Source organism: Azonexus hydrophilus (genome assembly GCF_038368255.1).
Lineage (GTDB): Bacteria > Pseudomonadota > Gammaproteobacteria > Burkholderiales > Rhodocyclaceae > Azonexus > Azonexus hydrophilus.
The window spans coordinates 1,588,801-1,614,957 of sequence record NZ_CP151406.1; the positions used below are offsets into that span (position 1 = coordinate 1,588,801).

At 62.7% G+C, this 26,157-nt stretch carries 21 protein-coding genes and 1 tRNA gene; 17 read left to right on the forward strand and 5 right to left on the reverse strand.

The annotated features are described in order from the left end of the window. Positions 1 to 73: 73 nt before the first annotated feature. From hfq to AADV58_RS07680, 7 genes are read left to right on the forward strand one after another with little or no spacing between them, the layout of a single operon-like run. Positions 74 to 310, forward strand: coding sequence for an RNA chaperone Hfq (gene hfq, locus AADV58_RS07650; RefSeq protein WP_011288708.1), 237 nt, complete (start codon positions 74 to 76; stop codon positions 308 to 310). Between the two features lie 60 nt (positions 311 to 370). Then, complete coding sequence (hflX, locus tag AADV58_RS07655) at positions 371 to 1,525, forward strand: GTPase HflX (protein WP_028995942.1); 1,155 nt, start codon at positions 371 to 373, stop codon at positions 1,523 to 1,525. A 37-nt stretch (positions 1,526 to 1,562) separates the two neighbouring features. Then, entirely contained in the window at positions 1,563 to 2,873 is a 1,311-nt protein-coding gene (gene hflK, locus AADV58_RS07660) for an FtsH protease activity modulator HflK (RefSeq protein ID WP_028995941.1), read from the forward strand. Beyond that, a complete protein-coding gene (gene hflC / locus AADV58_RS07665; protein WP_028995940.1) occupies positions 2,873 to 3,742 on the forward strand; it encodes a protease modulator HflC in 870 nt (289 codons plus the stop codon). Before hflK ends, hflC begins: the two co-directional genes overlap by 1 nt. Positions 3,743 to 3,751: 9 nt before the next feature. Next, positions 3,752 to 3,937 carry a DUF2065 domain-containing protein gene (locus tag AADV58_RS07670; RefSeq protein WP_028995939.1) on the forward strand — a complete coding sequence of 62 codons (186 nt, stop codon included), beginning with the start codon at positions 3,752 to 3,754 and terminating at the stop codon, positions 3,935 to 3,937. Then, the gene (locus tag AADV58_RS07675; protein ID WP_341744466.1) at positions 3,934 to 5,088 is read left to right on the forward strand and encodes an ATP phosphoribosyltransferase regulatory subunit; all 1,155 of its coding nucleotides are present in this window, start codon (positions 3,934 to 3,936) and stop codon (positions 5,086 to 5,088) included. The genes AADV58_RS07670 and AADV58_RS07675 overlap by 4 nt, the downstream gene beginning before the upstream one ends. Positions 5,089 to 5,096: 8 nt before the next feature. Next, positions 5,097 to 6,404: an adenylosuccinate synthase gene (locus tag AADV58_RS07680; protein ID WP_281984133.1), complete on the forward strand. Its 1,308-nt coding sequence runs from the start codon at positions 5,097 to 5,099 to the stop codon at positions 6,402 to 6,404. A gap of 54 nt (positions 6,405 to 6,458) precedes the next feature. Here the strand turns inward: AADV58_RS07680 and AADV58_RS07685 are convergent, their stop codons facing one another. Continuing rightward, positions 6,459 to 6,833, reverse strand: a complete 375-nt coding sequence (locus tag AADV58_RS07685; RefSeq protein WP_028995936.1) for a hypothetical protein — start codon at positions 6,831 to 6,833, stop codon at positions 6,459 to 6,461. A 185-nt stretch (positions 6,834 to 7,018) separates the two neighbouring features. Further along, positions 7,019 to 7,103, reverse strand: a tRNA-Leu gene (locus tag AADV58_RS07690). Positions 7,104 to 7,143: 40 nt separating this feature from the next. Between AADV58_RS07690 and rnr the strand changes: the two genes are divergently transcribed. From rnr to AADV58_RS07725, 7 genes are all read left to right on the forward strand, one after another. Next, positions 7,144 to 9,387: a ribonuclease R gene (gene rnr / locus AADV58_RS07695; RefSeq protein WP_341744467.1), complete on the forward strand. Its 2,244-nt coding sequence runs from the start codon at positions 7,144 to 7,146 to the stop codon at positions 9,385 to 9,387. 170 nt (positions 9,388 to 9,557) lie between these two features. Next, complete coding sequence (locus AADV58_RS07700) at positions 9,558 to 10,043, forward strand: hemerythrin family protein (protein WP_341744468.1); 486 nt, start codon at positions 9,558 to 9,560, stop codon at positions 10,041 to 10,043. A gap of 66 nt (positions 10,044 to 10,109) precedes the next feature. Beyond that, complete coding sequence (rlmB, locus tag AADV58_RS07705; RefSeq protein WP_341744469.1) at positions 10,110 to 10,841, forward strand: 23S rRNA (guanosine(2251)-2'-O)-methyltransferase RlmB; 732 nt, start codon at positions 10,110 to 10,112, stop codon at positions 10,839 to 10,841. 3 nt (positions 10,842 to 10,844) lie between these two features. Beyond that, positions 10,845 to 11,759 carry a DMT family transporter gene (locus AADV58_RS07710; protein WP_341744470.1) on the forward strand — a complete coding sequence of 305 codons (915 nt, stop codon included), beginning with the start codon at positions 10,845 to 10,847 and terminating at the stop codon, positions 11,757 to 11,759. 29 nt (positions 11,760 to 11,788) lie between these two features. After that, positions 11,789 to 16,255 carry an EAL domain-containing protein gene (locus tag AADV58_RS07715; RefSeq protein ID WP_341744471.1) on the forward strand — a complete coding sequence of 1,489 codons (4,467 nt, stop codon included), beginning with the start codon at positions 11,789 to 11,791 and terminating at the stop codon, positions 16,253 to 16,255. Next, positions 16,248 to 17,711, forward strand: a complete 1,464-nt coding sequence (locus AADV58_RS07720) for a GAF domain-containing protein (protein ID WP_341744472.1) — start codon at positions 16,248 to 16,250, stop codon at positions 17,709 to 17,711. The genes AADV58_RS07715 and AADV58_RS07720 overlap by 8 nt, the downstream gene beginning before the upstream one ends. After that, complete coding sequence (locus AADV58_RS07725; protein ID WP_281984050.1) at positions 17,704 to 18,270, forward strand: biliverdin-producing heme oxygenase; 567 nt, start codon at positions 17,704 to 17,706, stop codon at positions 18,268 to 18,270. The genes AADV58_RS07720 and AADV58_RS07725 overlap by 8 nt, the downstream gene beginning before the upstream one ends. Before the next feature lie 15 nt (positions 18,271 to 18,285). Here AADV58_RS07725 and AADV58_RS07730 read toward each other — a convergent pair whose 3' ends face one another. The 3 genes from AADV58_RS07730 to AADV58_RS07740 are packed head-to-tail and all read right to left on the reverse strand — an operon-like array spanning position 18,286 to position 23,954. Then, on the reverse strand, positions 18,286 to 19,707 hold the full coding sequence (locus AADV58_RS07730; RefSeq protein ID WP_341744473.1) for an efflux transporter outer membrane subunit: 1,422 nt from the start codon (positions 19,705 to 19,707) through the stop codon (positions 18,286 to 18,288). Then, entirely contained in the window at positions 19,704 to 22,823 is a 3,120-nt protein-coding gene (locus AADV58_RS07735; protein WP_341744474.1) for a multidrug efflux RND transporter permease subunit, read from the reverse strand. The genes AADV58_RS07730 and AADV58_RS07735 overlap by 4 nt, the downstream gene beginning before the upstream one ends. A gap of 9 nt (positions 22,824 to 22,832) precedes the next feature. Continuing rightward, on the reverse strand, positions 22,833 to 23,954 hold the full coding sequence (locus tag AADV58_RS07740) for an efflux RND transporter periplasmic adaptor subunit (protein WP_281984056.1): 1,122 nt from the start codon (positions 23,952 to 23,954) through the stop codon (positions 22,833 to 22,835). A 133-nt stretch (positions 23,955 to 24,087) separates the two neighbouring features. On the opposite strand from AADV58_RS07740, the gene AADV58_RS07745 reads away from it, so the two are divergent. From AADV58_RS07745 to AADV58_RS07755, 3 genes are all read left to right on the forward strand, one after another. Next, positions 24,088 to 24,711, forward strand: a complete 624-nt coding sequence (locus tag AADV58_RS07745; protein WP_341744475.1) for a TetR family transcriptional regulator — start codon at positions 24,088 to 24,090, stop codon at positions 24,709 to 24,711. 86 nt (positions 24,712 to 24,797) lie between these two features. Beyond that, positions 24,798 to 25,637 carry an HDOD domain-containing protein gene (locus tag AADV58_RS07750; RefSeq protein WP_341744476.1) on the forward strand — a complete coding sequence of 280 codons (840 nt, stop codon included), beginning with the start codon at positions 24,798 to 24,800 and terminating at the stop codon, positions 25,635 to 25,637. 154 nt (positions 25,638 to 25,791) lie between these two features. After that, a complete protein-coding gene (locus AADV58_RS07755; RefSeq protein WP_028995925.1) occupies positions 25,792 to 26,157 on the forward strand; it encodes a response regulator in 366 nt (121 codons plus the stop codon).

Sequence of the window (26,157 nt, forward strand, 5' to 3'; positions counted from 1 at the left end):
CAAAATTTCCAACACCATTCTTCTAATTTGGGTACATTAGGACCCTCATAACAACACACATGGAGTCCACACCATGAGCAATAAAGGGCAACTCTTACAAGACCCCTTCCTTAATGCCCTGCGCCGCGAGCATGTTCCCGTTTCCATCTATCTGGTGAACGGCATCAAGTTGCAAGGTCAGGTCGAGTCTTTCGACCAGTATGTCGTTCTGCTCAAGAACACCGTGACCCAGATGGTCTACAAGCACGCCATTTCCACGGTCGTGCCGGCCCGTCCGGTCAATCTTCAGCAAGAGCAGGCCGCAGAATAAGACGCTTCATCCCGCCGTCCTGCGCCTGCAGGACGGTATTTTCTTCCGCAGGATTTTTCCATGCATGAGCGCCCCGCTTCCGGCGAGCGCGCCGTTATCGTGCAACTGGATTTCGGGCAGGTCGATGTTGAGGACCAGCTTGAAGAACTCCGTCTGCTGACCGAATCAGCCGGTGGCCTGGTTGTTGCCGAAGTGCGTGGCCGGCGTCACAGTCCCGATCCCCGGACCTTTGCCGGTAAAGGCAAGGTCGATGAAGTGGCAGCCATGATTGCGGCGGCCGATGCCCAGTTGGTCATCTTCAATCACGCCCTGTCGCCCGTTCAGCAACGCAACCTCGAACAGTCGCTGAAGTGCCGGGTGGTCGATCGCAACAGCCTGATCCTCGATATCTTCGCCCTGCGTGCAGCCAGTGCCGAGGGCAAGCTGCAGGTCGAACTGGCGCAGCTCGAACATCTGGCCACCCGTCTGGTACGTGGCTGGACCCACCTCGAACGGCAGCGGGGCGGGATCGGCATGCGCGGTCCGGGCGAAACCCAGCTCGAAACCGACCGGCGCTTGCTCGGCAACCGCGTCAAGTTGCTCAAGGAGCGGCTGGGCAAGTTGTCGCGTCAACGCGGCGTGCAGCGCAAGGCCAGGCGGCGCGGCGATGTGCTCAATGTCTCGCTGGTCGGCTACACCAATGCCGGCAAGTCTACCCTGTTCAATACCCTGACCCACGCCGGCGTTTATGCGGCCGACCAGTTGTTCGCCACGCTGGATACCACGTCGCGCAAGTTGTGGATCGAGCAGGCCGGCAATATCGTCATTTCCGACACCGTCGGCTTCATCCGCGATCTGCCGCACTCGCTGGTCGATGCCTTCCACGCGACGCTGGAAGCAGCGGTCGACGCCGACCTGCTGCTGCACGTCGTCGATAGCGCCAGTCACGCCCGCGACGAGCAGATGGCCGAAGTGGGCCGTGTCCTCGAGGAGATCGGTGCGCGCGATGTGCCGCAACTGATCGTCTGGAACAAGATCGACCTGACCGAGGCCTCGGCCGGGGTCGATCGTGACGAATATGGTAATATCTCCCGCGTTCGCATCAGTTCGCGCACCGGTGACGGTATGGAACTATTACGCCAGGCTCTGGCCGAACACGCCCGTGCCAAAGCCGAATCGCGCCGCAAGGCGCTCGACGAGGCAGCACGTCTGGCACAATCCGATTTCTCCTATTGACTCCCCGAGACCCATGATTCCTACCCTAGGTATTCTCATGTCGATCAACGACCCGCAGTGGGGCAATCGCGGTAGCGACGACAAGCCGAACGGCAATGGCCCGCGCCGCCCCAACGATGGACCGCCCGACCTCGAAGAACTGTGGCGGGATTTCAACCGCAAATTGTCCGGCATGATGGGCAAGAAGGGCGGCGGCGGTGGCAACAATGGCGGCGACGGTCCGCGCATGCCGCCGGTTGACTTCAATCCCAAATTCCTCAGCGGCGGCCTCGGCCTGCTGGTCGGCCTGATCGCCATCGTCTGGCTGGCTTCCGGCTTCTATATCGTCGATGCCTCGCAGCGCGGCGTCGTGCTCCAGTTCGGCAAACTGACCGAAACCACCGAGCCCGGTCTGCGCTGGCGTCTGCCGTATCCGATCCAGTCGCACGAACTGGTCAATCTGACCGGCGTGCGTACTGTCGAGATCGGCTACCGCGGCAGCGAACGCAACAAGGTGCTCAAGGAAGCCCTGATGCTGACCGACGATGAAAACATCGTGAACATCCAGTTTGCGGTCCAGTACATCCTCAAGGATCCGGTCGAATTCCTGTTCAACAACCGTCATCCGGAAGAAGCCGTGATCGGCGCTGCGGAAACCGCCGTGCGTGAAATCGTCGGCAAGAGCAAGATGGACTTCGTGCTCTACGAAGGTCGCGAGCAGATCGCCAGCGACGCTTCCCGCCTGATGCAGGACATCCTTGATCGCTACAACGCCGGCATCCTGATTTCCAAGGTCACCATGCAGAACGCCCAGCCGCCCGAGCAGGTGCAGGCGGCGTTTGACGATGCGGTCAAGGCCGGGCAGGACCGCGAACGTCAGAAGAACGAAGGCCAGGCCTACGCCAACGACGTGATTCCCCGAGCCCGCGGTACCGCCGCCCGTCTGATGGAAGAAGCGCAGGGTTACCGCGAACGCGTGATCTCCACCGCTCAGGGTGATGCATCGCGCTTCCGCCAGATCCAGACCGAGTACGCCAAGGCGCCGGAAGTCACGCGTCAGCGCATGTACCTGGAAACCATGCAGCAGATTTACGCCAACACCACCAAGGTCATGGTCGATGCCAAGGGCCAGGGCAACCTGCTCTACCTGCCGCTCGACAAGCTGATGGGGGCTGCCAGCGGCGCCGCCGCGGCCCCGCAGGGCATGATCGACGGTGGCGGCTCGGCTGCTGCGGCGACCCGCCAGTCCTCGGCCTTTTCCGGCGGCGTTCCGCCGCAATCCGAAAGTTTCCCCGCCGTTGGTGGTAACCCCTTGAATGCCAATACGCGTGCCGGTTCGCTGGGTACGCGTGAACGGGAGGCTCGCTGATGAGTTCGCGTCTCAATGTGCTGGGCGGCATCGTCGCCCTGATCCTGGTTGTCCTGTCGATGTCGGTGTTTACCGTCGATCAGCGACAGTACGCGCTGGTTTTCCAGCTCGGTGAAGTCAAACGGGCGATTACCGAACCCGGCCTGAATTTCAAGATTCCGATGATCCAGAACGTGCGTTTCTTCGATCGTCGCATCCTGACGCTGGACAGCGCCGATCCCGAGCGTTTCATCACCTCGGAAAAGAAGAACGTGCTGGTTGATTCCTACATCAAGTGGCGCATCGTCGATCCCAATCTGTACTACATCTCGGTCGGTGGCGACGAAACCCGGGCGCGTACCCGCCTTAGCCAGACGGTCAACGCCGGTTTGCGCGAGGAATTCGGTAAACGCCTGGTCAATGATGTCATTTCCGGCGAGCGTGACAAAATCATGAACCAGATGCGTGAAAAGGCTGATATCGACGCCCGCCGCATCGGCGTGCAGATCGTTGATGTCCGTCTGAAGCGGGTCGAACTGCCGGACGAAGTCAGTGGCGCGGTGTATAGCCGGATGGAAGCCGAGCGCAAGCGGGTGGCCAACGAGCTGCGTTCCGAAGGTGCGGCCGAGGCGGAAAAGATCCGCGCCGATGCTGATCGTCAGCGCGAAGTGATCATCGCCGAAGCCTACCGTGAAGCCCAGAAGGTCAAGGGTGAGGGCGATGCCAAGGCGGCGGCGACCTACGCCGAAGCCTTCGGCAAGAGCCCCGAGTTCTATGCCTTCTATCGCAGTCTCGAGGCTTACCGCAACAGCTTTGCCAACAAGAGCGACGTGCTGGTTGTCGAACCCAACTCCGATTTCTTCAAATACATGAAGAATATCGGTCGCTGATCATCGTCAATGACCTCGACCCTGTTGCTGGCGTTCGCGTTGATGCTGGTGCTGGAAGGCGCGATGCCGTTCATCGCGCCGGCCGCCTGGCGTGAAACCTTTCGCCGCCTGATCCAGTTGTCCGACGGTCAGATCCGTTTCATCGGTCTGACCTCGATGCTGATCGGACTCGTCCTGCTGATAGTCTTCTCATGAACTGGCTGCTTCCTGAATACATTGCCGATGCCCTGCCGTCCGAAGCGGCGCGCATCGAAACCCTGCGGCGCAATCTGCTCGATCATTTCCGTGTGCGCGGCTTCGAGTACGTCATGCCGCCGATGCTCGAATACCTCGATTCCTTGTTGACCGGTACCGGCCAGGATCTGAACCTGCGCACCTTCAAGCTGGTCGATCAGTTGTCCGGACGGACCATGGGCGTGCGTGCCGACATGACGCCGCAGGCGGCCCGTATCGACGCGCATCTGCTCAATCATCAGGGCGTCACCCGTCTGTGCTATTGCGGCAGTACCCTGCACACCCTGCCGGCCAACGTCTCGGCCGGTCGCGAGCAGGTCCAGCTGGGGGCCGAACTGTACGGTTATGCTGGCGTCGAAGCCGACCTCGAAATCGTCCGCCTGATGGCGACGGCGTTCGACCGGGTCAAGTTGCCGCTGGCACGCATCGACCTCGGCCATGTCGGCATCTTCCGCGCCCTGGTCGAAGCAGCCGGTCTGCCGGGCGATGCCGAAGCCGAGTTGCTGGCGCTGTTGCGCGACAAGGATGTCCCGGGGCTGACCGAGTCCACCGCTGCCGTGCCGTCGCCATACCGCGAAGCGCTGCTGGCGCTGCCAACGCTGTATGGCGGGCCGGAAACCGTTAATCGCGCCGTCGCCTGCCTGCCCGACCTGCCGGCCATCCGTGCCGCGCTGGAACAGCTGCGCCACCTCATTTCGAGCGCGCCGGAACTGCCGTTCTCCATCGATCTGGCTGACCTGCGCGGTTATCACTATCACAACGGCATCGTCTTTGCTGCCTACTGCCCGGGTTTTCCCGCGGCGATCGCGCTTGGTGGGCGTTACGACGGTGCCGGCAAGGCCTTTGGCCGGGCGCGTCCGGCCACCGGGTTTTCGCTGGACCTGCGCCAGTTGGCGCAACTGGCGCCGGCCGGCAAGTCGGTCCGCGGTGTGCTCGCCCCGTATGCCGGTGCCGACAAGTTGCTGGCTTCGCACATTGCTGCGCTGCGCGAACATGGCGAGACCGTCGTTGAACTGCTGCCGGGCGAGACCGCCTGCGAAGGCCCGTCATGCGACCGCAAGCTGGTCCAGGTCGGCGGGCGCTGGATCATTGAAGCTATACAAGAGGATTGAGAGAGAAAATGGCCAAGAATGTCATCGTCGTCGGTACCCAGTGGGGCGACGAAGGGAAGGGGAAGATCGTCGACTGGCTGACCGACCACGCCCAGGGTGTGGTGCGTTTCCAGGGCGGTCATAATGCCGGCCATACGCTGGTTGTCGGCGACAACGTCTACAAGCTCAACCTGGTGCCGTCGGGCATCGTTCGCGCCGGTGTCGATTGCTACATCGGCAACGGTGTCGTGCTCGACATCCATCACCTGATCTCGGAAATCGCCGAACTGGAAAAGGGCGGCATCGACGTCCGTTCCCGCCTCAAGGTCAGCCCCGGTTGCCCGATCATCCTGCCGTACCACTCGGCCATCGACAAGGCGCGCGAAGCGGCCAAGGCCGGTGACAAGAAGATCGGCACGACCGGCAAGGGCATTGGCCCGACCTACGAAGACAAGGTTTCCCGTCGCGGTCTGCGCGTTTACGACCTGTTCCACCCGGAGCGTTTCGCCGAGAAGCTCAAGGAAGTGCTGGAATATCACAACTTCGTGCTGACCCAGTATTTCAAGGCCGACCCGGTCGACTTCCAGACCGTTTACGACCAGGCCATGGCCGATGCCGAAGTGATCCGGCCGATGGTCGTGGACGTATCCGCCGCGCTGTACGACGCCAACAAGGCCGGCCACAACATGCTGTTCGAAGGCGCCCAGGGCACCCTGCTCGACATCGACCACGGTACCTATCCCTTCGTCACCTCGTCCAACTGCGTTTCCGGTCAGGCCGCAGCCGGTGCCGGTGTCGGTCCGGGCATGCTGCACTACGTGCTGGGTATCACCAAGGCTTACTGCACGCGCGTCGGCGGCGGTCCTTTCCCGAGCGAGCTGGACATCGACACCGAAGGCACGCCGGGCCACCAGATGTTCTCGGTCGGCAAGGAATTCGGTACGGTGACCGGGCGCAAGCGCCGCTGCGGCTGGTTCGATGCCGCGCTGCTGCGCCGTTCGGCGCGCATCAACGGCCTCACCGGCCTGTGCATCACCAAGCTCGACGTGCTCGACGGCCTCAAGGAAATCAAGATCTGCACCGGTTACCAACTGGGTGACAAGGTCATCGACCTGCTGCCCATCGGTGCCGACGACGTCGCCCGTTGCGTGCCGATCTACGAAACCATGCCGGGCTGGGAAGGGACGACCTTCCGCGTCAAGCGCTGGGAAGACCTGCCGGTCAACGCCCAGGCCTACCTGAACCGTCTCGAAGAACTCTGCGAAGTGCCGATCGCCATCGTGTCGACCGGTCCCGAGCGCGACGAGACCATCCTCAAGCAGCATCCGTTCAAGTAATCCGGATTGTTCCCGGGCAATGCACAAAGCGGGCCGTCTGGCCCGCTTTGTCTTTCAGTGCGGACGAACCGCCTGCCAGCCTTCCGGGCAGGCTTGGGTGTAGGGGTAGTATTGTCCGGAAGAGCGGCAGTAGAACCAGTTTCCGTTCGGCGGAGGCGGCGCGCCATGAACGACGCGCGGCGGCGTGTTGGCGTGATAGAGCGCGGTGCCGATGGCCAGGCCACCGATGGTCAGCACCGCAGCCGGACCGATCCAGTCGTTGCGGTGATGGTGTTTCTGAACGCGCGGTGGCGCATGGTAGTGATGATGGTGTTGACTGACCTGGGGCCGATGGTCGTGGCGCCAGTGGCGATCCGGGCCGGCGCTGGCCTGGCCGATCAGGCCGATGCTCAGGCTCGCGGCGAGCAGGGTGTTGACTATCCTTTTCATGATGAACCTCGCAATGGGTGTTGGCATGAGGTCAGGATAGCCAGCTGCTGGCGCGATTGCTGCAACCAGATGTTAGTAATTGTTAAGCTCGGGGAAGCTTGTGCTGTGAGACAATTCGCTTTGTCGACGCGTGCGCCAGAAATGAAAAAAGGCCTTGCCGTAGCAAGACCTTCTGTCAAAATCGCTGGTGCCCAGGAAGGGACTCGAACCCCCACGCCTCTCAGCGCTAGTACCTGAAACTAGTGCGTCTACCAATTCCGCCACCTGGGCACAGGTGCGAAGAGCCGCCATTATAGAGAAAGAAAAAGTGATGTCAAGAAAGAAGTTGTCGAAGATACGTCGTGCCGATCCATTTTTCGAGCGCGAGAGCAAACGTTATGAATTCCCTTTGCCGTCGCGCGAATACGTGACGCAAACCCTGACCGACGAAGGTCGTCCCCTGAGCTTTGCCAATCTGGTCGATCTGCTCGATATCGCCAGTGTCGAGCGCGAAATGTTCCAGCGCCGCCTTGGTGCCATGGAGCGCGAGGGCCAGTTGCTGCGTAACCGCAAAGGCGATTACATCCTGCCCGAACGGGCCAGCCTGACCGCTGGGCGCATCCAGGGACACCAGGATGGTTACGGCTTTCTGGTGCCCGATGACGGCAGCGCCGACATCTTTCTCGATCAGCGGCAGATGGGCAAGGTGCTCCACGGTGACCGGGCGCTGGTCCGGATCAACGGCATCGACCGTAAAGGCCGGCCGGAAGGCAGCATCGTCGAGGTTACCGAACGCGTGAATACCCGCCTGGTCGGCCGCGTTTTCGTCGAACACGGCGTCGTCATCGTCGCCCCGGAGAACAAGCGCATCGCCCAGGACATCCTGGTGCCGCCGGAAAAGAAGTCCAAGCTCAAGATCGAGTCTGGCCAGGTGGTGATGGTCGAGATCATCGAGCAGCCCAGCAAGTTTTCCCAGCCGATCGGGCGCATCGTCGAGGTGCTCGGCAATTACGCCGATCCGGGCATGGAGATCGAGATTGCCCTGCGCAAGCATGACCTGCCGTTCGAGTTTTCCAAGGCGGCGCTCGAAGAAAACAAGAAGATGCCGGACAAGGTGCGCAAGACGGATTTCAAGGGCCGTGAGGACCTGCGCGAATTGCCGCTGGTGACCATCGACGGCGAGACCGCCCGCGACTTCGACGATGCCGTCTTCTGTGAAAAGCAGGGGCGTGGCTGGCGCCTGGTGGTGGCGATTGCCGACGTCTCGCATTATGTGCGTCCGGGCATGGCCCTCGACAAGGAAGCGCTGGAGCGCGGCAATTCGGTCTATTTCCCGCGCCGGGTGATCCCGATGCTGCCGGAAAAGCTGTCCAACGGTATCTGCTCGCTGAACCCCGATGTCGAACGCCTGGCCATGGTCTGCGACATGTCGATCAGCGCCGCCGGCAAGATCGGCAAGTACCGTTTCTACCCGGCCGTCTTCCGTTCGCATGCGCGGCTGACCTACAACAAGGTCTGGTCCTGGCTGTCGGGCGAGGGCAAGCCGGAAAGCGAGGCCGAACAGGCGGTGCTGCCGCACGTGCATAACCTGTACAAACTCTACGCCGCGCTGCACAAGGCGCGCGGCCAGCGCGGCGCGATCGACTTCGAGACCACCGAAACGATGATGCTGTTCAACGATCAGGGCAAGATCGAGAACATCGTCCCGGTGGTGCGCAACGACGCCCATCGCATCATCGAAGAGTGCATGCTGGCGGCCAATGTCTGCGCCTCCGACTTCCTCGCCGAGCACAAGCAGACCTGCCTGTATCGCATCCACGAAGGACCGTCCGAGGACAAGCTGCGCAACCTGCGCACCTTCCTCGGCGAATTCGGCATGGCCTTGAGCGGCGGCGACGATCCGCGTGCCAAGGACTACGCCGCATTGCTCGAGAAGATCAAGCCGCGGCCCGATTTCCAGTTGCTGCAGACAGTGATGCTGCGTTCGCTGCGCCAGGCCATGTACAGCCCCGACAACGTCGGTCACTTCGGCCTGGCCTACGAGCACTACACGCATTTCACCTCGCCGATCCGGCGTTATCCCGACCTGCTCGTCCATCGCGCGATCAAGGCCGTACTGGCCGGCGAGAACTATGAGCCAAACAAGCCCTGGGACGATATCGGCCTGCAATGCTCGGCCACCGAGCGGCGTGCCGACGAAGCGACGCGCGATGTCGAGAACTGGCTGAAGACCTTCTTCATGAAGGAACGCATCGGCGAAGTTTTCGCCGGGACCATTTCGGCAGTGACCGCTTTCGGCATTTTTGTCGCGCTGGACGAGGTTTACGTGGAAGGCCTGGTCCATGTTTCGGAGCTGGGCCAGGACTACTTCCAGTTCGACAACATCAAGCACCAGATGCTCGGCGAGCGCAGCGGCGAACGCTTCCGGCTCGGCGACCGGGTGCGGGTCAAGCTGGTTCGCGCCGACCTCGAATCGAACAAGATCGATTTCGTGCTGGTCCGTGACGAGCCAAAAACGCCTGCAGCGACCAAGCCAGGTCAAAAGAAGGGGGTCGCCCGGCGTCGTCGCGGATAGACTGTTGCAGATGCAGCACAGGGGCACATTCAATGCGCCCCATTTTTGTGCGTACTGGAGTGACGTATGACCAAAGTGATAAAATATACGTTTGATCCATGCATCTTGAGGGTGGGATGAGCCACGAAGCTGACGCTCCGTTGATGGTCGAATCACAATCCAGGTCGATCATGACTGATCTGCCGCCGGCGCTGGAAACGGGCAATTACCTTATCGACGACGAACATCGTCTACTACTTGGTATCATGGGGAACCTGCGCCGGGTCTGTGTCGATCCGGCCAGCCTGGACAGTTGCCGCGGCTGCGATCATCAGCGCCAGAATGCATGCGAGAAGGAAGTCGTCAGCCAGCTTGGCGACCTGTTTGCCTTCATCCTCGAACATTTTTCGACGGAAGAACGCATCATGCGCGACGCCCTGATGTCGATGACCGACAAGGCCTTGTGCGATGCCCACATCGAGGATCATGCCGCGATTGCCCAGAAAGTCCAGGAAATCGTCTCCCGACTCGACAGCGAACAGACCGTTCGCCGCATCCGAGAACTCGATACCCTGCTCAGGCGCTGGGTTGACAACCACATCGGCCTGCACGACCTGATGCTGGTCCGCTGGCTGAACAACGAGCAGGGCCTGGTCAAGGCCGGACAGCCGGGCTGAGTGCCGGATTCGCACCGACCCGGTGCGGCGCGGTAGAATTCGGCTCCTTCCTTTGGGTTGCCCACCATGTCATCGCGTCTGATCTACGGTTTTCACGCCATTACCGCCAAGCTTCGCCAGGATCCCGAGTCGCTGAAGGAGATCCTGATCGACGCCGGCCGGCAGGACGCCCGTGCCCGCGAGTTGTTGAAGCATGCCGAACTGCAGGGGGTGAAGTTCATCCTTGCCGACAGCAAGCGTCTCGACGACCTGGCCGGCGGCGGTCGGCACCAGGGCGTGGTCGCCCGCATCGAAGGGACGCGCAAGCCGGCGCATCTCGACGATGTGCTCGATACACTGGAAGAGCCGGCCTTCCTGCTGGTCCTCGATGGCGTCACCGATCCGCGCAATCTCGGCGCCTGCCTGCGCGTCGCCGACGCCGCCGGCGTCCATGCGGTGATTGCGCCCAAGGACCGGGCCGCCGGCCTCAACGACGTGGCCGTCAAGACTGCCTGCGGCGCGGCAGAAACCGTGCCCTACGTGATGGTCACCAACCTGGCGCGCACGCTGCGCGAACTGAAGGAACGCGATATCTGCGTGATCGGCACGGCCGGTGAAGCCTGCGAGGATCTTTACGTTGCCGAATGGCCGCAGGCTACCGCCTGGGTCATGGGCGCGGAAGGCGAGGGCATGCGCCGTCTGACCCGGGAAACCTGCGATCAGCTGGTCAGCATCCCCATGCACGGCAGCGTCGACAGCCTGAACGTGTCGGTTGCCGCCGGTGTCTGCCTGTTCGAAGCCCGTCGTCGCCGTAGCTGATTCATGACCCATCGTCGCGCCGTCGCCTTGATGGTTCTGGTGACGCTGCTGTGGAGCATTGCCGGGGTCGTTGCCCGCCACCTGGAAGCCGCTGCCGGCTTCGAGGTCAATTTCTGGCGCAGCGGCTTCAACGCACTGGCGCTGGCCATCGGCCTGACCTGGCTGCGCGGGCCGGGGCTGTGGGCTGGCCTGCTTAATGCACCGCGCATCGTGTGGATTTCAGGATTGTGCTGGGCGGTGATGTTCACCGCTTTCATGCTGGCGATCACCATGACCACGGTCGCCATGGTGCTGGTGACGATGGCCCTTGGGCCGATGATCACCGCGCTGTTTGCCCGTTGCTTCCTGAAGCAGCGCTTGCCGTTGCGGACCTGGCTGGCGATCGCGCTGGCCGGGCTGGGCATTGCCTGGATGTTTGGTGCTGAAGCCCCGGCCGGCGCGCGTCTGCTCGGCTCGCTGGTGGCCTGCGCGGTGCCGCTGGCGGCGGCGGTCAACTGGACCCTGCTACAGAAGACCGGTCAGGGCAGCGACGCAGGGCCGGACATGCTGCCGGCCGTGCTCATCGGTGCCGTGCTGTCGGCCTTGTGTACCCTGCCGCTGGCCTGGCCGTTGCAGGCAACGACCCACGATCTCGGCCTGCTGGCCTTGCTCGGTGTTGTGCAACTGGCCATTCCCTGCCTGCTGGTGGTTCGCCTGACGCGTGTCCTGCCGGCCCCGGAAATCGCCCTGCTGGCGCTGCTGGAAGTCATTTTCGGTGTTGCCTGGGCCTGGCTGTGGGCCGGCGAACAGCCCGCCGTCAGTGTGCTGGCCGGTGGCGGACTGGTCCTGTTCGCGCTGGTCTTCAACGAAGGACTGGCCTTGCGGCAGCGGGCCTCCGGAACTTTTTCCGAAGCCGAAGGTAATATCAAGCAACTCTGATACGATACCCCGAAACAGGGAGAATCCACATGGGCAGTGTTGCTATTGCCGGCATCGGTGCGTCAGCGGGCGGTCTGGAGGCGATCACTCAGTTGATCAGCCATTTGAAACCAGATCTGCCGTGCGCGTACGTTGTTCTGCAGCATTTGTCGCCGAGTTACCGCAGTATGATGGTCGAGATACTCGGCCGCGAGACCCCCCTGCACGTCAAGGAAATGGAACAGGGCGACGTGCCCGAGGCCGGAGTCATTTACGTCGTTCCTGCCAACTCGAATGCCCTGATCCGGGAAGGCTGCTTCTGCCTGATGACGGCGGCGCCCGAGGTCGTGCCTAAACCGTCGATCAACCAGTTCCTGATCTCGCTGGCCGCCGAGGAGGGCGATGCCGCCATCGGCATCGTGCTTTCCGGCACCGGTTCGGACGGCGTTGCCGGTCTGCGGGCGATTCAGGCGGCTGGCGGTTTCACGCTGGCGCAGCGACCGGATAGTGCCAAGTATGACGGCATGCCCAGGGCAGCGATTGAGGCTGGTGTGGTCGATCATGTGCTGACCCCCGAAGAAATCGCCGCACAGATTCCCCGTCTGCTGGAGCTGCCGCCGGCCGGCAGCGAGGTCGAGCCGCCGCCGGATCTGTTGCAAAACCTGCTGGTCAGCCTGCGTGATCGCCTTCAGTTCGATTTTTCCGGTTACAAGGTCGGCACCTTGATGCGGCGCATCCGTCGTCGGCAGTTTGCCACCGGCGGTGAGGATCTGGCAGCCTACCTGCGCTGGGTCGAGCGTCACCCGGAGGAACTGGAACTGCTGGCCCGCGACATCCTGATCTCGGTGACGGCCTTCTTTCGCGACCGCGAGGCTTTTGCCGCCTTGCGTCGGGTGGTTGGCGACATCGTGGCACGCAAAGCCTCGGGCAGCGAAATCCGGGTCTGGGTGGCGGGTTGTGCCACCGGCGAGGAGGCCTACTCGATTGCCATGCTGTTTGCCGACGCGCTGGGCGATAAACAGGAACAGTACCGGGTCCAGATTTTCGCCACCGACGTCGATGACGAGGCGCTCAATGTCGCCCGCCGCGGTGTTTATCCCGCCGCTTCGATGAGCGAAGTCGGGCCGGAGCAGCTTGACCGCTATTTCAAGCAGATCGGCAATACCTATGAGGCGGGCAAGGTACTGCGCGACATGATCGTGTTTGCCCGCCACAACCTGGTCAGCGATCCACCTTTCATGCGTCTCGATCTGGTCAGTTGCCGCAACGTGCTGATTTATTTCGATGCACCGCTGCAGAGCAAGGTGCTGAAGATTTTCCACTTCGGTCTGGCCGCCGAGGCGTATCTGTTCCTCGGTCGTTCTGAGAGCATCGCCCAGGCCGAGCAGCATTTTTCGACCATTGATCGCCGCGAGCGCCTGTTTCGCAAGCAGGGCGATTCGATGCCGATTATCCCGACCTCATCGAGTCTGCCGGTCAGTTCGCTGAGGACGACGGTGCAGCGGCGCGACCGGCGCCTGGAATTGCTGCTCTCCGGGCTGGTGTCGCATTTCGGCCTGACCGTGGCCATCTGCGACCGTGAAGGGAATGTGCTGCATACTGCGGGCGAGGTCGACAAGCTCATGCACTTCCCGGTCGGCGCGTCGCGCCTGTTGCTGGGCGATGTCGTACTCCCCGATCTGCGTGGCGAGGTGCTGACCCTGCTGCGTCGCTGCCAGCAGCAGAACTCGACCCAGAAGGGCCGGCGTCGGCGTCTGGGCCACGATTATCTGCGCATCATCGTCGAGCCGGTTTCCGACGGTTCTGGCGAATTGCTGCTGGTTATCTTTGCCCCGGAAGCGGTCAAGGAAGTTGCTGCCGAGGAAATTCAACCCAGCGCCACGCAGCAGCTTGAAGATGAACTGCTGACTACGCGCGAGCATCTGCAGGCGCTGGTTGAGGAGATGGCAACCGCCAACGAGGAAATGCAGGCCCTCAACGAGGAGTCGCAGGCCGCCAACGAGGAGTTGCAGGCGACCAACGAGGAACTGGAAGCCGCCAACGAGGAAATGCAGGCGACCAACGAGGAACTGGTCAGCCTGAACGAAGAACTCAACGTCAAGACCATCGAGTTGTCGCGTCTGTCGGAGGATTACGCCCACCTTTACGATGCACTGGAATATCCGGTTCTGGTGTTCGATCGTTCGCTGCAGCTGAGCCGTTTCAATGCGCCGGCAGCGCGGCGTTTCGACCTCAGGTCGACAGCCTTGCGCCAGCATTTGTCGCGCTTGCGTCTGCCGGAAGCGCTGGGCGAGATGGAAACCTGGCTGGGACGGGCGCTGGCCCACGGCGACCGTGAGCAGATACTGGTTCAGGTGGACAAGCGTGACCTGCGCGTGCTGATTTCCCCCGGGCTTGGGAAAACCGGGAGCATCAGCTCCCTGGTGGTCAGCTTCATCGATGTGAGCGACATCGTCCGTACGCAGGCAGCTTTGTCCCAGTCCGAGGAGCGGCTCAACGCCTTGATGGAGAACACCACGGTGATCTTCGCCATGCGCGATGTGTCCGGGAACTACATTTACGCCAACCGCCGTTTCATCGAGTTCTTCGGACTCGAAGACAAGGAAGTCCTGGGCAAGAACGATTTTTCGCTGTTCGAACACGAGCTGGCTGTCAATTTGTGGAACAGCACGGTTTCCTCGCTGCGCAGTCTGGATGCGGTGACCGTCGAATACGAGATCAACGATGCCCGTGGCACCCGCTACCTGCGTGCAGTGCATCAGAGCCTTTACGATCCGGGTGGTAATCCCGTGGCCTTGATCCTTGAGGCAGAGGATGTTTCGGCGAGCAAACTCGCCGAGCAGCAGTTGCGGATTACCGCGCGGGTTTTCGATCAGGCCGGCGAAGCCATTGTCGTGACAGACCCGCTGGGTGTGATCCAGACGACCAACAAGGCTTTTTCGGCGATCACTGGCTATGGCATCGAGGAGTCGGTTGGCAAGCAGGTCGGTCGCTTATTGAAGTCGGGTCGGCATAGTGCCGATTTTTACGCCGCGATGTGGGGTGCTTTGCGTGACAAGGGTTTCTGGCAAGGCGAAATATGGAACAAACGCAAGAGTGGCGAAGTTTTCCCCGAATGGCTGACGATCAACCGGGTCGACGATGCTGACGGGCGGGTCGAGCATTTCGTCTCGGTCTTTTCAGACATCACCGATATCAAGAACGCCCAGCGCAAGGCCGAGTATCTGGCCGCCCACGACGTGCTGACCGGCTTGCCCAACCGCACCCTGTTTCAGGACCGCCTGCGTCATGCACTGGCCCAGGCAAGGCGGAAGCAGGAACGGCTGGCGCTGATGTTCATCGACCTCGACAACTTCAAGGACATCAACGACACCCTCGGTCACGATATCGGCGACGAGCTGTTGAGGCAGGCGGCGAACCGCCTGCAGCAGGTGATGCGCGATGTCGATACGGTGGCCCGGCTGGGCGGTGATGAATTCACGGCGGTGCTCTCCGATTGCGACGCTGAGGGGGCGGGCCGGATTTCGCGGCGTATCGTCGATGAGCTGGCGGCTTCGTTCGACATCCAGGGGCGCCAGCTGTTTGTCTCGGCCAGCGTCGGCGTCGCCTTCTTCCCGGAGGATGGGCAGGACAGCAATGCACTTGTCAAGGCGGCCGATACCGCGATGTACCGGGCCAAGGAGCTGGGGCGCAACCGGGTCGAGTTTTTCGTTCCTGACCTGCATGTGCGCCTGCTCAAGCGGGCAACGATGGAAAGTGCGATGCGGGCAGCGCTCGATCTGGGGCGGCTGCGTCTGGTCTATCAACCCAAGTTCAGCCTGCAGGCGGGCCATCCTCTGGTCGGTGCGGAAGCCTTGCTGCGCTGGCGCGACCCCGAGCTGGGCGACGTTTCGCCAGGGGAATTCATTCCGGTGTGCGAAGCCTGCGGATTGATCAAGGACGTCACGCGAATGGTGCAGAAACTCCTGTTGAGCCAGATCGCGACCTGGTTGAAGCTGGGCCTGAAGGTGCCGCCGATTGCCTTTAACTGCTCACCACGCAATGTACGCGAGGCCGACATGGCGGAATCCCTGGTGCTCGCCTTGCAGGACAGCGGTGTTCCGGCCGGTCTGGTGCAGGTCGAAATCACCGAAGGCGCCCTGCTCGAGAACAGCGAGGCCGTGATCGGCAACCTGAATCAGCTGCACCACAATGGCGTCGCCATCAGTGTTGATGATTTCGGCACAGGGTATTCCTCGCTGACCTATCTCAAGCGCCTGCCGTTGGCCGAACTCAAAGTGGACAAGAGTTTCGTCGATGGCTTGGGCAGCGATACGGATGACGAAGCGATTGCCCGCGCGGTACTCGGACTGGCGCAGGCGCTGGGCCTGCGCTCGGTGGCCGAAGGGGTGGAAAACGAAAGACAGATGCAGTGGCTGAGCAGCCATGGCTGCGAGGTGGTGCAGGGCTACCATTTGTCGCGGCCGCTGGAAACGGTTGACTTCGAGGACTTGTTGGCGAGGGTTGAAGGTGGATAGGCGTTTCATCGACGAATGCGAAAAGGAAGAATTGCATCTTTCCGGGGCCATACAGCCGCATGGCGCCCTGCTGGTGATTGACGAGCACTACCGGATTAGTCATTTCTCGACCAACGCCGGGCAACTGCTGGCGGACGATTTCGTCGTCGCGATTGACGCGGCGATGCCGGTACCGCTGGCGGAAATGGCCGGCGAGCTAGGTGAAAGGGCGGGCAGTCGACTGCAGTACGAAGCTGCCTTGAATGGCCGCGATGGCCGGCTTGACGTCGTGCTGACCCGCAATGCCCGGGGCCGGATCATCGTCGAATTGACCCCCTGTTGTGAGGACCCTGTTTTTCCGAGCATCGCGACCCAGGGGGTTGTGCCGCCGGCAAGCAGCGATGAAGTCGAGGCTCAGCGTCAGGCGCTGATCGAGAAGGTCTGCATCCATACCGGTTTCCAGCGGGTGATGTATTACCGCTTTCTCGAGGACGGCGACGGCGAGGTGCTGGCCGAAGTGCGTCAGGAAGGCGTGGAGGGCTCCTATCTGGGATTGCGTTTCCCGGCCAGCGACATCCCGCAGATCGCCCGCGTGCTCTATCAGCAGAATCCCTGGCGACTGATCCCGGATGCGCTGGCGGCTCCCGTGCCCCTGCTCGGACGGGACGACATCCCGCCCGATCTGAGTTATTCCGACCTGCGCAGTGTTTCGCCAGTCCATGCCGTTTATCTGTCCAATATGGGCGTCGGCGCGTCGTTGTCCTTTCCGATTGTCGTTGGCGGACAGTTGTGGGGGTTGATCGCCTGCCATCACGCCACGCCATGCCAGGTCGGGTTGGGCAAGCTCAGCCAGGCGTCGCAGGACGTTCGCTCGCATACGCTGGGTCTGGCAGCCTACTTTGCCCAGCGCCGCATGCAGTTGCTTGACGGTCTGGTGCGCCGTTTTGGCGAAGCCCGCGAAATTGTTCATGAAGCCGGCGATATCGTGGCCGCCTGGCCGCGTCTCGGAAGCTGGCTGGCGGCCGAATTCGGTGCCGATGGCGTGCAACTGTGCCTGAACGAAGGGCATGTGGATTGGGGAGAAGGATTTGAGCCCGAGGCTTTGTCCCATATCGACGACTGGTTCATCGGTCAGCAGATCGATCCGGTCTGGCTGGCCGAATCGCTGTCGCGACAGTTGCCGGATTGTCCGCTGTCGCGCGTGGCCGGTGTGCTCGCGGTCAAGGCGAAAACGGCGGACGGCCTGATGTTGCGCGTCTACCTGACGCGGCACGAGCACATCCACGATGTGGCCTGGGGCGGCAATCCCGACAAACCCGTGGAGCGCCATGACGGGGTGTACGGCATTGCACCGCGGCGTTCCTTCGAGAAATGGGTGGAGAAGCGTCTCGGGCGCAGTCGTCCCTGGGATAACGAAGCCCGGCTGCTCGGTCTAAAACTGCGTGAACTTCTGATGCAACTGGGCCGCCGTGAATGATCCGCTGAGCTGTCTGCGGGCGCGGACGTCGGCCCTGCATCGGCAATTGGAGGCCTGTCCCGCGTTCAGCCGCCTGACCCGGGACGATGTCTCGCCCACCGAAGTGACGAAGGCGTTGAGCATCTTCCATGCCTTTTACCACGGCCTGGAAGATGAACTCATGCGGCGCCTGGCGGCGACGCCTTTTGCCCATCTTTACCGGCCGCGACGCGCCTTGCTGGCTGTCGATCTGGCGACATTGGGGGCACCGCTTCCGGTGGCTGCCGAAGTCAACCTGCCGGAATCTGCGGTCGGCCTGCTCGGCGTGGTTTATGCCGTCGAGGGTTCGGCGCTGGGCGGCCAGGTGCTGGGTCGCCATCTGTGCCGTTGCCTGGGTGAGGACTTTGCCGGCTCGCTGGCCTATTTCAATGCTTTTGCCGGTGGGACGCACTGGCAACTGCTCCTGCGTGTGCTCACCGACAAGCTGCACGAGGAAAATGCCGTGGATGCCGTCGGCGATGGTGCCGCCCTGGTTTTTTCCTCGTTGATCAGGCTGGCCACCGAGACCGGGCCAGCCTGACCTAGACGCGCGACTTCAGGATGCTGCGCGCCAGCCGCCGCCCAGTGCCTTGAACAGATCGACGGCCGCATTCAGGCGGGCCTGACGCGTGGCGATGGCGGCCAGTTGCGCCTCGTTGGCACTGCGCTGGGCGTCGAGCACTTCCAGGTAGCCGGAATAGCCGGCGTCGTAACGCAGGCGGGCCAGGTCGAGGGCTTTGCGGGCGTTGTCGGCGCGATTCTCCTGCGCGCTTTCGGCGGTGCCCAGTTCGTTCAGGCTGACCAGGGCGTCGCGGACTTCCTTGTACGCCGTCTCCAGTGTCTTCTGCCAGGCGATCAGCGACTGCTGGTTGAGCGCCTTGGCCTGGTCGACGCGGGCGCCGGTCTTGCCGAAATCGAAGATCGGCATCAGCAGCGACAGCCCGGCAGACCAGGTGCCGGCGCCGCTGGAGAACAGATCGGACAGCGTCTTGCTCTCGCTGCCGAGCACGCCGGTCAGCGAGAATTTCGGGTAGTAGGCGGCCTTGGCGACGCCGATGTTGGCGTTGGCGGCGATCAGTTGCTGTTCGGCCTGGCGGACATCGGGGCGGGCCTCGATCAGATCGGCCGGCAGACCGGCCGGCGGTTGCGGCGGCAGCGGGATGGCCGACAAGGGGCCAGCAGCGACTTCCAGGTCGGGCTTGCCGGTCAGTAGCGCCAGCTGGTGAGCGAGCAATGCCCGGCTGCGCCGCAGTTCGGCCTGCTGGGCCTGCAGTGCGGCCAGGGCGCCGTCGGCCTGGTACTGGTCGAGCGGCGACACCAGGCCGGCATCGACCCGGGTCTTCACCAGTTTCGCGCTTTCCTCGCGGCTGCTCAGCGATTCGGCGGTGATCGCCAGCTGGGCATCGAGGGCGCGCAGGTTGAGATAGTTGGCGGCGACCAGACCGGCCACCGACAGGCGGATGCTGTCGCGACCGTACTGGCTGGCGAGCAGGCTGGCGCGGGCGGCCTCGTTGCTGCGGCGGACGCGGCCCCAGACATCGAGTTCGTAGGACAGGCTGAGCCCGGCGCTGCGCGCGCGCAGGACTTCCGGCGAATTGACCGACCAGGTGGCGGTCTTCTCGCTCAGGTGCGTATTGCTGCCGGCGGCCTGGGCGTCGACGTTGGGGAACAGGCTGGCGCCGGCCTCGCGGGCAGCGGCGTCGGCCTGCTCGACGCGGGCGACGGCGCTGCGCAGGTCGGCGTTCTGGCGTAGTGCCAGGTCAACCAGTTCGTTCAGCGTCGTATCGTTGAACAGCGTCCACCACTGCTGGACGATGGCCGGGTTGTCGGTTTTCGTCTCGGCGACGGCGGTCGGCGCTTCCTTGAAGGCTGCCGGCAGCCAGTTGGCCGGGCGCAGGTAGTCCGGGCCGACGGCACAGCCGGAGAGCAGCACGGCCAGGGCCAGCGGGGTCAGGCGAAACAGGGGGCGGCGCATCATGCTTGCTCCTCTTCGACGTCGAGATGCGTCGGGTCGATCTGCTTGCCGCGCTCCAGCCAGAGGAAGAACAGCGGCACGAAAATGGTGGCAATGAAGGTGGCGGCAATCATCCCGCCGAAGACGCCGGTACCCATCGACTGGCGGGCGGCAGCGCCAGCGCCGGTGGCCTTGACCAGCGGCACCACGCCGAGCACGAAGGCCAGCGAGGTCATGATGATCGGCCGCAGGCGCAGGCGGGCGGCAGCCAGGGCGGCATCCTTGACGCTCAGGCCTTCAGCGTATTTCTGGGCGGCGAACTCGACGATCAGGATGGCGTTCTTCGAGGCCAGGCCGATCAGCACGACCATGCCGATCTGGAAGTAGATGTCGTTGGGCATGCCGCGCAACCAGATCGCCGTCAGTGCGCCCATCAGCGCGAACGGGACGGCCATGACCACGGCCAGCGGTAGCGACCACTTCTCGTACTGGGCGGCGAGGATCAGGAAGACCATGATGATGGCGAAGGCGAAAGCCTGGATCGACGAACCGGAGGTCTGCTTTTCCTGGTAGGCCTGGCCGGTCCAGGCGATGCCGTAGCCGTCGGGCAGGGTCGCGGCGGCAACTTCCTCGACGATGCGGATGGCGTCGCCCGAGCTGATGCCGGGTTTCGAATCGCCCATCACCTTGGCGGCGACGAAGCCGTTGAAGCGCTCGACCTGTTCCGGGCCGACGACGTTCTTCACGGTGCTGATTGCCGACAGCGGAATCATCTTGCCGCTGGCTGTGCTCTTCACGTAGACCTTGCCGATGTCGTCCGGCTTCATCCGGTAATTGGCTTCGGCCTGCAACTGCACGCGATAGACGCGGCCGGCCTTGTTGAAGTCATTGACGTAGAGCGCACCCATGGTGCTCTGTAGTGTCGAATAGACATCGGCCAGCGGAATGCCCAGCGCCAGGGCCTTGGGTTCGTCGACCTCGATGAACAGTTGCGGCACGGTCGGGCGGAAGAAGGTCGAGATACGGGTGAATTCCGGGTGTTTCTGCAGGTCGGCCATGAAGTTCTGGACGACTTCGTTGAGTTTCATGGCGTCGCCGTCGACGCGGTTCTGCACATAGACCTCGAAGCCACCGGCAGTACCCAGCCCCATGATCGGCGGCGGGTTGAACACCAGGCCCATGCCGTCGGCCTGCATCATGCCGATGCCCATGAACTTGCCGGCCAGGTCCTGTGCCTTGCCTTCCCGCTCCGACCAGTCCTTGAGCGGAATGAACATGGTGCCGGCGTTGGGCTTGTTGCCGCCACCGATCAGGTCGAAGCCGGAGACGACAAAGGTGTGCTTGACCGCCTCGTCGTGGGAGATCATCTCACGCATGTTCTCGCCGGTCGCCTGGGTGCGCTTGAGCGTCGCGCCGTCGGGCAGGATCAGCGCCGAGATCAGGTAGCCCTGGTCTTCCGAGGGCACGAAACTGCCGGGAATGACGCGGAAGAACAGGGTGCTGATGCCGATCACGGCGACGAAGATGAGGGCGCCGACGATGCCGTGCTTCAGGGTGAAGCCGACAGTGCGCACATAGTTGTCGGTAAGCCGGTCGAACAGGCGGTTGAAGCCGGCGAAGAAGCGGTTCGGGCTGTGCTGGGCCTTGAGTAGCAGGGCGCACAGGGCCGGCGTCAGGGTCAGCGCGACGACGCCGGAAAGGAAGACGGCGACCGCCACGGTGACGGCGAACTGCTTGTATAGCTGGCCGGCGATGCCGCCGAGGAAGGCGACCGGCACGAACACCGCGCACAGCACCAGGACGATGGCCACCAGTGCGCCCTGCACCTGGTGCATGGCCTTGATCGCCGCCTGCTTGGGCGGCAGTTTCTCCTCGCTCATCAGGCGTTCGACGTTTTCCAGCACGACGATTGCATCATCGACGACGATACCGATGGCGAGCACCATGGCGAACAGCGTCAGGGTGTTGATCGAGAACCCGAACAGCCACAAGCCGGCGAAGGTGCCGATCAGCGAGATCGGTACCGCCACCATCGGGATCAAGGTCGCGCGCCAGCTCTGCAGGAAGAGATAGACGACAGCGATGACCAGTAGCGCGGCTTCGATCAGCGTCCACACGACTTCGTTGATCGACGCCGAGACGAAGCGCGTGGTGTCGAACGGGATGACGTACCCCATGCCCTCGGGGAACTTGGTTTTGAGTTCTTCCATCTTGACCCGGACGCGCTTGGCAACGTCCAGCGCGTTGGCGCCGGTCTGCAGGAAGACGCCCATGGCGATGGTCGGTTGGCCGTCGAGGGTGACCTGCTGGTCGTAGCTGTAGGCGCCGAGTTCGATGCGGGCGACGTCCTTCAGGCGCAGCAGGCCGCCGGGGCCGCTGGCGCGGATGACGATGTTGCCGAACTCTTCCTCGGTCAGCAGACGACCCTTGGCGGTCACCGTGTACACCAGCATCTGGTCGTCGGGTGCCGGTTCCTGGCCGATCTTGCCGGCCGCGTTCTGGGCGTTCTGGGCGCGCACGGCGCTGGCGATTTCCGCCGTCGTCACGCCGAGCTGGGCCATGCGGTCGGGCTTGAGCCAGACGCGCATCGAGTAGTCCTGGGCGCCGAAGATGGTCACGTCGCCGACGCCTTGTACGCGCTTGAGTTCGTCGACGATGTTCAGACTGGCGTAGTTCGACAGGAATAGGGTGTTGTACTTGCCGGCTTCGGAGTCGAGCGCGATCACCTTGAGAATGTCGTTCGAGCGCTTCTGCACGATCACGCCGTTGCGCCGGACTTCCTCGGGCAGCCGGGCTTCGGCGGCCTTGACCCGGTTATTGACGTTGACCGCCGCAGTATCGACATCGGTGCCGACATCGAAGGTGGCGGTGATGGCGACGCTGCCGTTGGCCGACGCCGAGGAGGTGAAATAGGCGAGGTTCTCGACCCCGTTCAACTGTTCCTCGATCGGTGCGGCGACGGTGCGGGCCAGGGTTTCAGCCGAGGCGCCGGGATAGGTGGCGGTGATCATCACCGTCGGCGGGGCAATCTGCGGGTACTGGGCAATCGGCAGCACCTGCGCGGCGACCAGGCCGGCAATGACGATGATGATCGAGATGACCGACGCGAAGATCGGCCGGTTGATGAAGAATTTAGACATGTTCGCCCCTTACTCGGCCTTGGCCGCGGCTGCAGGTGCGGCGCCGGCCGGCTTGCCCGCTGCGGCCGGCGGATGCGGTGCGACCGGGGCGCCGGGACGCAGTTTCATCAGGTTGTCGACGATGACCTTGTCGCCGGGCTGCAGGCCACCGAGCACCACCCAGTCCTTGCCGAACCATTCGCCGGTCTGGATCGGGCGCGGGGCAACCTTGTTCTCGGCGTCGGCGGTCATCACCAGATTGCCGCGCTCGCTCTGGATCACTGCCGTCTGCGGCACCAGGAAAACGCCTTCGCGTTCACCGGTGAGCAGGCGGACGCGGACGAACTGGCCGGGCAGCAACTGCTGTTCCGGATTGGTAAATTCGGCGCGCAGCGCCTGGGTACCGAGGGTCGTGTCGAGATTGGCGGCGACGAAGTTGAGTTTGCCCGGCTGAGCATAGACCTGACCGTTGGCCAGAATCAGTTCGACACCGCGCACGTCTTCGTCGCGGACACGGCCGGCCGGCAGTTTGGCCAGATCGCTCTCGCCCAGCGAGAAGCTGACCCACATCGGGTTGGTCTGGTAGATCGAGGTCAGCAGGCTGTCGCTGCCAGTATTCACCAGATTGCCCTCGGAACGCACGGCGCGGCCGCTGGTGCCGGCAACCGGTGCGGTCACGGTGGTCCATGACAGGTTGAGTTCGGCCTGGCGCAGCGCAGCCTGGGCGACGGCATCGGCCGACACGGCATCGTCGTAGTCCTTCTGGCTGATCGCCTTGGCTTCGGCCAGACCCTTGAGCCGCTGCTTTTCGCGTGCCGTCTGGTCAGCACGGGCGCGGGCTTCGGCCAGGGCGATCTCGTACGGTGCCCGGTCGATCTGGAACAGGGGCTGGCCGGCCTTGACCACTTCGCCTTCCTGATAGAGGCGGCGCATCAGGATGCCGCCGACCCGGGCGCGCACTTCGGTCTCACGGGCGCCCTCGGTCTGCGCCATGACTTCGATCGAGGTGGGTACGGCGCGCGGCTGCATTTCCAGCACGGTCACCGGCATCGGCCCCATCTGCGGGCCGGCTGCCCCTTGTTGATCGGAACAGGCGGCGAGGCCGAGGGTGCAGATGGCCAGGGCAAGCAAGGTGGGCTTCAGCGTTTTCATGGGGTTGGGGCTCCGGGTGATTTTTGCGCTATTATATACAGACACGGATGTATGTAAAACATTTCGTTTTATCGGGCGGGCGGTTTACCATGGCGCCGCCCAAGGCTTGAACGAAGGGTGACAGGAGAGGAATATGGTCAGGAAAACCAAGGAAGAAGCCGAGCAAACCCGGCTGGACATCATCGATGCTGCCCGTCGTGTGTTTCACGCGTGTGGCGTCAGTCGTTCCTCGCTTGACCGTATCGCCCGCGAAGCTGGCGTCACCCGCGGTGCGGTGTACTGGCACTTCAAGGACAAGGCCGAGCTGTTCTTTGCGATGCGCGACGCCATGTTTGCGCCGATGATCGGCAGTACCGATGCCGTTCTCTTCAATCCGGCGCTGCACAATCCGCTGGATGCCATCGAAGGTTCGATCCGTGAGTTTTTCCGGGTGCTGGTGGAAAATGCTGAATTCCGCGAGGTTTTCGAAATCATGATCTCGCGCTGCGAATACGTCGACGAGTTTGCCAGTATCGAGCAGGAAGTCGGTCGGCCGGCGCAGGAATTCCTCGACAAGATCCTGCGTATGTACCGCCTGGCAGCCGAGAAGGGCTATCTGCGGGCCGGGCTTGAACCGGAAGTCGTGGCTCGCGATACCTGGGCCTTTACCAGTGGCCTGTTGCACCTGTTGCTTGGCTGCCGTCGGGGCAGTGGTATGGAAGCCGAAATTGCCGGCATGATCGCCGCACACATGGCCCTGCGTCGTAATCCGGGCTAAGCCTTTGCTGGGGTCTCTTCCTGGTTTTTGCTGGTGGCAGTAGCCTTGGTGATCTGATACCTTAGCGTCATGGCGGAGGGGAATCTTTGGACAAGGCACAGGTTTTCTCGGCAATAGCTGCGCAGATCAGCGAGCACGGTATGGTCTTCCCGACCAGCGTCCGGCTGGCACTGCGCATCCGCGACATGCTGGCCGATCCCGATTGCCACATCGACGCCGTCGCCAAACTGGTGCAGGCCGAGCCGGTGTTGTCGGCGCGCATCGTCGCACTGGCCAATTCGGTGGCCTACAACCCCTACGGGCGGGAAATCGACGATCTGCGCTCGGCCATTGCCAGGATCGGGCTGGCCACGGTGCGCACCCTGGCCATGGCAGTCGTCGCGCGGCAGATGGCCGGGAATTCGATACCGGCGGACGCCAGCGCACTGGCGGAGAAACTGTGGGCGCACAGTGCCCATGTGGCGGCGCTGGCGCGGGTGCTGGCCCGCCGGGTTACCCGGCTCGATCCGGAGGCGGCGATGTTCGCCGGTATCGTCCATGAAGTCGCGGGGTTTTACCTGCTTTCGCGCAGCCAGGATTACCCCGGTATCCTCGGCGACGATTTTGCCGAATGGATCGAAAGCGGCGAGCGCACGATCGGCGAGCCGCTGCTGCGGGTGCTGAATGTTCCGGAGAACATCCGGGCGGCGGTCGACACCTATTGGGATGGTTATCTGGGGATGCCGCCGGCGACCCTTGGCGACACGCTGCTGCTGGCCGAGGAATTGTGTCCGGTCCCGTCGCCGCTGCATGTCCGGGTCGATGGTGGTTCACCATCCCGCGGGAGTGCCGAAATCGAGTTGCTGATCGGCGAGGAATTGCTCACCGAAATTCTCGAAGAGTCCCGGCGGGAGGTCGATTCACTCTCCGATGCCTTGCGTTTTTGAGAGCTTTCCGGCAAAGCTGAAATTGTTATGAATAACCTGCTGGATATTGCGGTTTTTGTGGTTTGTAATAATTAATTTTGCTTGTACCATAAGTTCGTCGTTCTCCGGGCGGCATCAAGAACAGCCCAGCAACCCCAATAAGAGTCTGCACGCAATGAAAACAATATTCCTAGTCGATGATTCAGCCACCATCCTGCTCAGCATTTCGAACATTCTCGGCAAGGCGGGTTACGCCACCGAGAAGGCCGGAAGCGGTGAAGAGGCGTTGAAGAAATTCCAGGCCGGCGTCAAGGTCGACCTGCTGATCACCGATCTGAACATGCCCGGCATCAACGGGATCGAGTTGATCAAGGAAGTGCGCAAGCTGCCGGCTTACAAGTTCATTCCCATCCTGTTCCTGACCACCGAGTCGCAACAGTCGCGCAAGCTGGAGGCCAAGGCGGCCGGTGCGTCGGGCTGGATCGTCAAGCCCGCGACCGCGGACGAACTGCTGAATACCATCAAGCTGGTCCTGCGCTGA

Bases quoted from the DNA above. Each gene is read 5' to 3' on its own strand.
- hfq (WP_011288708.1), top strand. From the start codon at position 74: ATGAGCAATAAAGGGCAACTCTTACAAGACCCCTTCCTTAATGCCCTG.
- hflX (WP_028995942.1), top strand. From the start codon at position 371: ATGCATGAGCGCCCCGCTTCCGGCGAGCGCGCCGTTATCGTGCAACTG.
- hflK (WP_028995941.1), top strand. From the start codon at position 1,563: ATGTCGATCAACGACCCGCAGTGGGGCAATCGCGGTAGCGACGACAAG.
- hflC (WP_028995940.1), top strand. From the start codon at position 2,873: ATGAGTTCGCGTCTCAATGTGCTGGGCGGCATCGTCGCCCTGATCCTG.
- AADV58_RS07670 (WP_028995939.1), top strand. From the start codon at position 3,752: ATGACCTCGACCCTGTTGCTGGCGTTCGCGTTGATGCTGGTGCTGGAA.
- AADV58_RS07675 (WP_341744466.1), top strand. From the start codon at position 3,934: ATGAACTGGCTGCTTCCTGAATACATTGCCGATGCCCTGCCGTCCGAA.
- AADV58_RS07680 (WP_281984133.1), top strand. From the start codon at position 5,097: ATGGCCAAGAATGTCATCGTCGTCGGTACCCAGTGGGGCGACGAAGGG.
- AADV58_RS07685 (WP_028995936.1), bottom strand. From the start codon at position 6,833: ATGAAAAGGATAGTCAACACCCTGCTCGCCGCGAGCCTGAGCATCGGC.
- rnr (WP_341744467.1), top strand. From the start codon at position 7,144: ATGTCAAGAAAGAAGTTGTCGAAGATACGTCGTGCCGATCCATTTTTC.
- AADV58_RS07700 (WP_341744468.1), top strand. From the start codon at position 9,558: ATGACTGATCTGCCGCCGGCGCTGGAAACGGGCAATTACCTTATCGAC.
- rlmB (WP_341744469.1), top strand. From the start codon at position 10,110: ATGTCATCGCGTCTGATCTACGGTTTTCACGCCATTACCGCCAAGCTT.
- AADV58_RS07710 (WP_341744470.1), top strand. From the start codon at position 10,845: ATGACCCATCGTCGCGCCGTCGCCTTGATGGTTCTGGTGACGCTGCTG.
- AADV58_RS07715 (WP_341744471.1), top strand. From the start codon at position 11,789: ATGGGCAGTGTTGCTATTGCCGGCATCGGTGCGTCAGCGGGCGGTCTG.
- AADV58_RS07730 (WP_341744473.1), bottom strand. From the start codon at position 19,707: ATGATGCGCCGCCCCCTGTTTCGCCTGACCCCGCTGGCCCTGGCCGTG.
- AADV58_RS07735 (WP_341744474.1), bottom strand. From the start codon at position 22,823: ATGTCTAAATTCTTCATCAACCGGCCGATCTTCGCGTCGGTCATCTCG.
- AADV58_RS07740 (WP_281984056.1), bottom strand. From the start codon at position 23,954: ATGAAAACGCTGAAGCCCACCTTGCTTGCCCTGGCCATCTGCACCCTC.
- AADV58_RS07745 (WP_341744475.1), top strand. From the start codon at position 24,088: ATGGTCAGGAAAACCAAGGAAGAAGCCGAGCAAACCCGGCTGGACATC.
- AADV58_RS07755 (WP_028995925.1), top strand. From the start codon at position 25,792: ATGAAAACAATATTCCTAGTCGATGATTCAGCCACCATCCTGCTCAGC.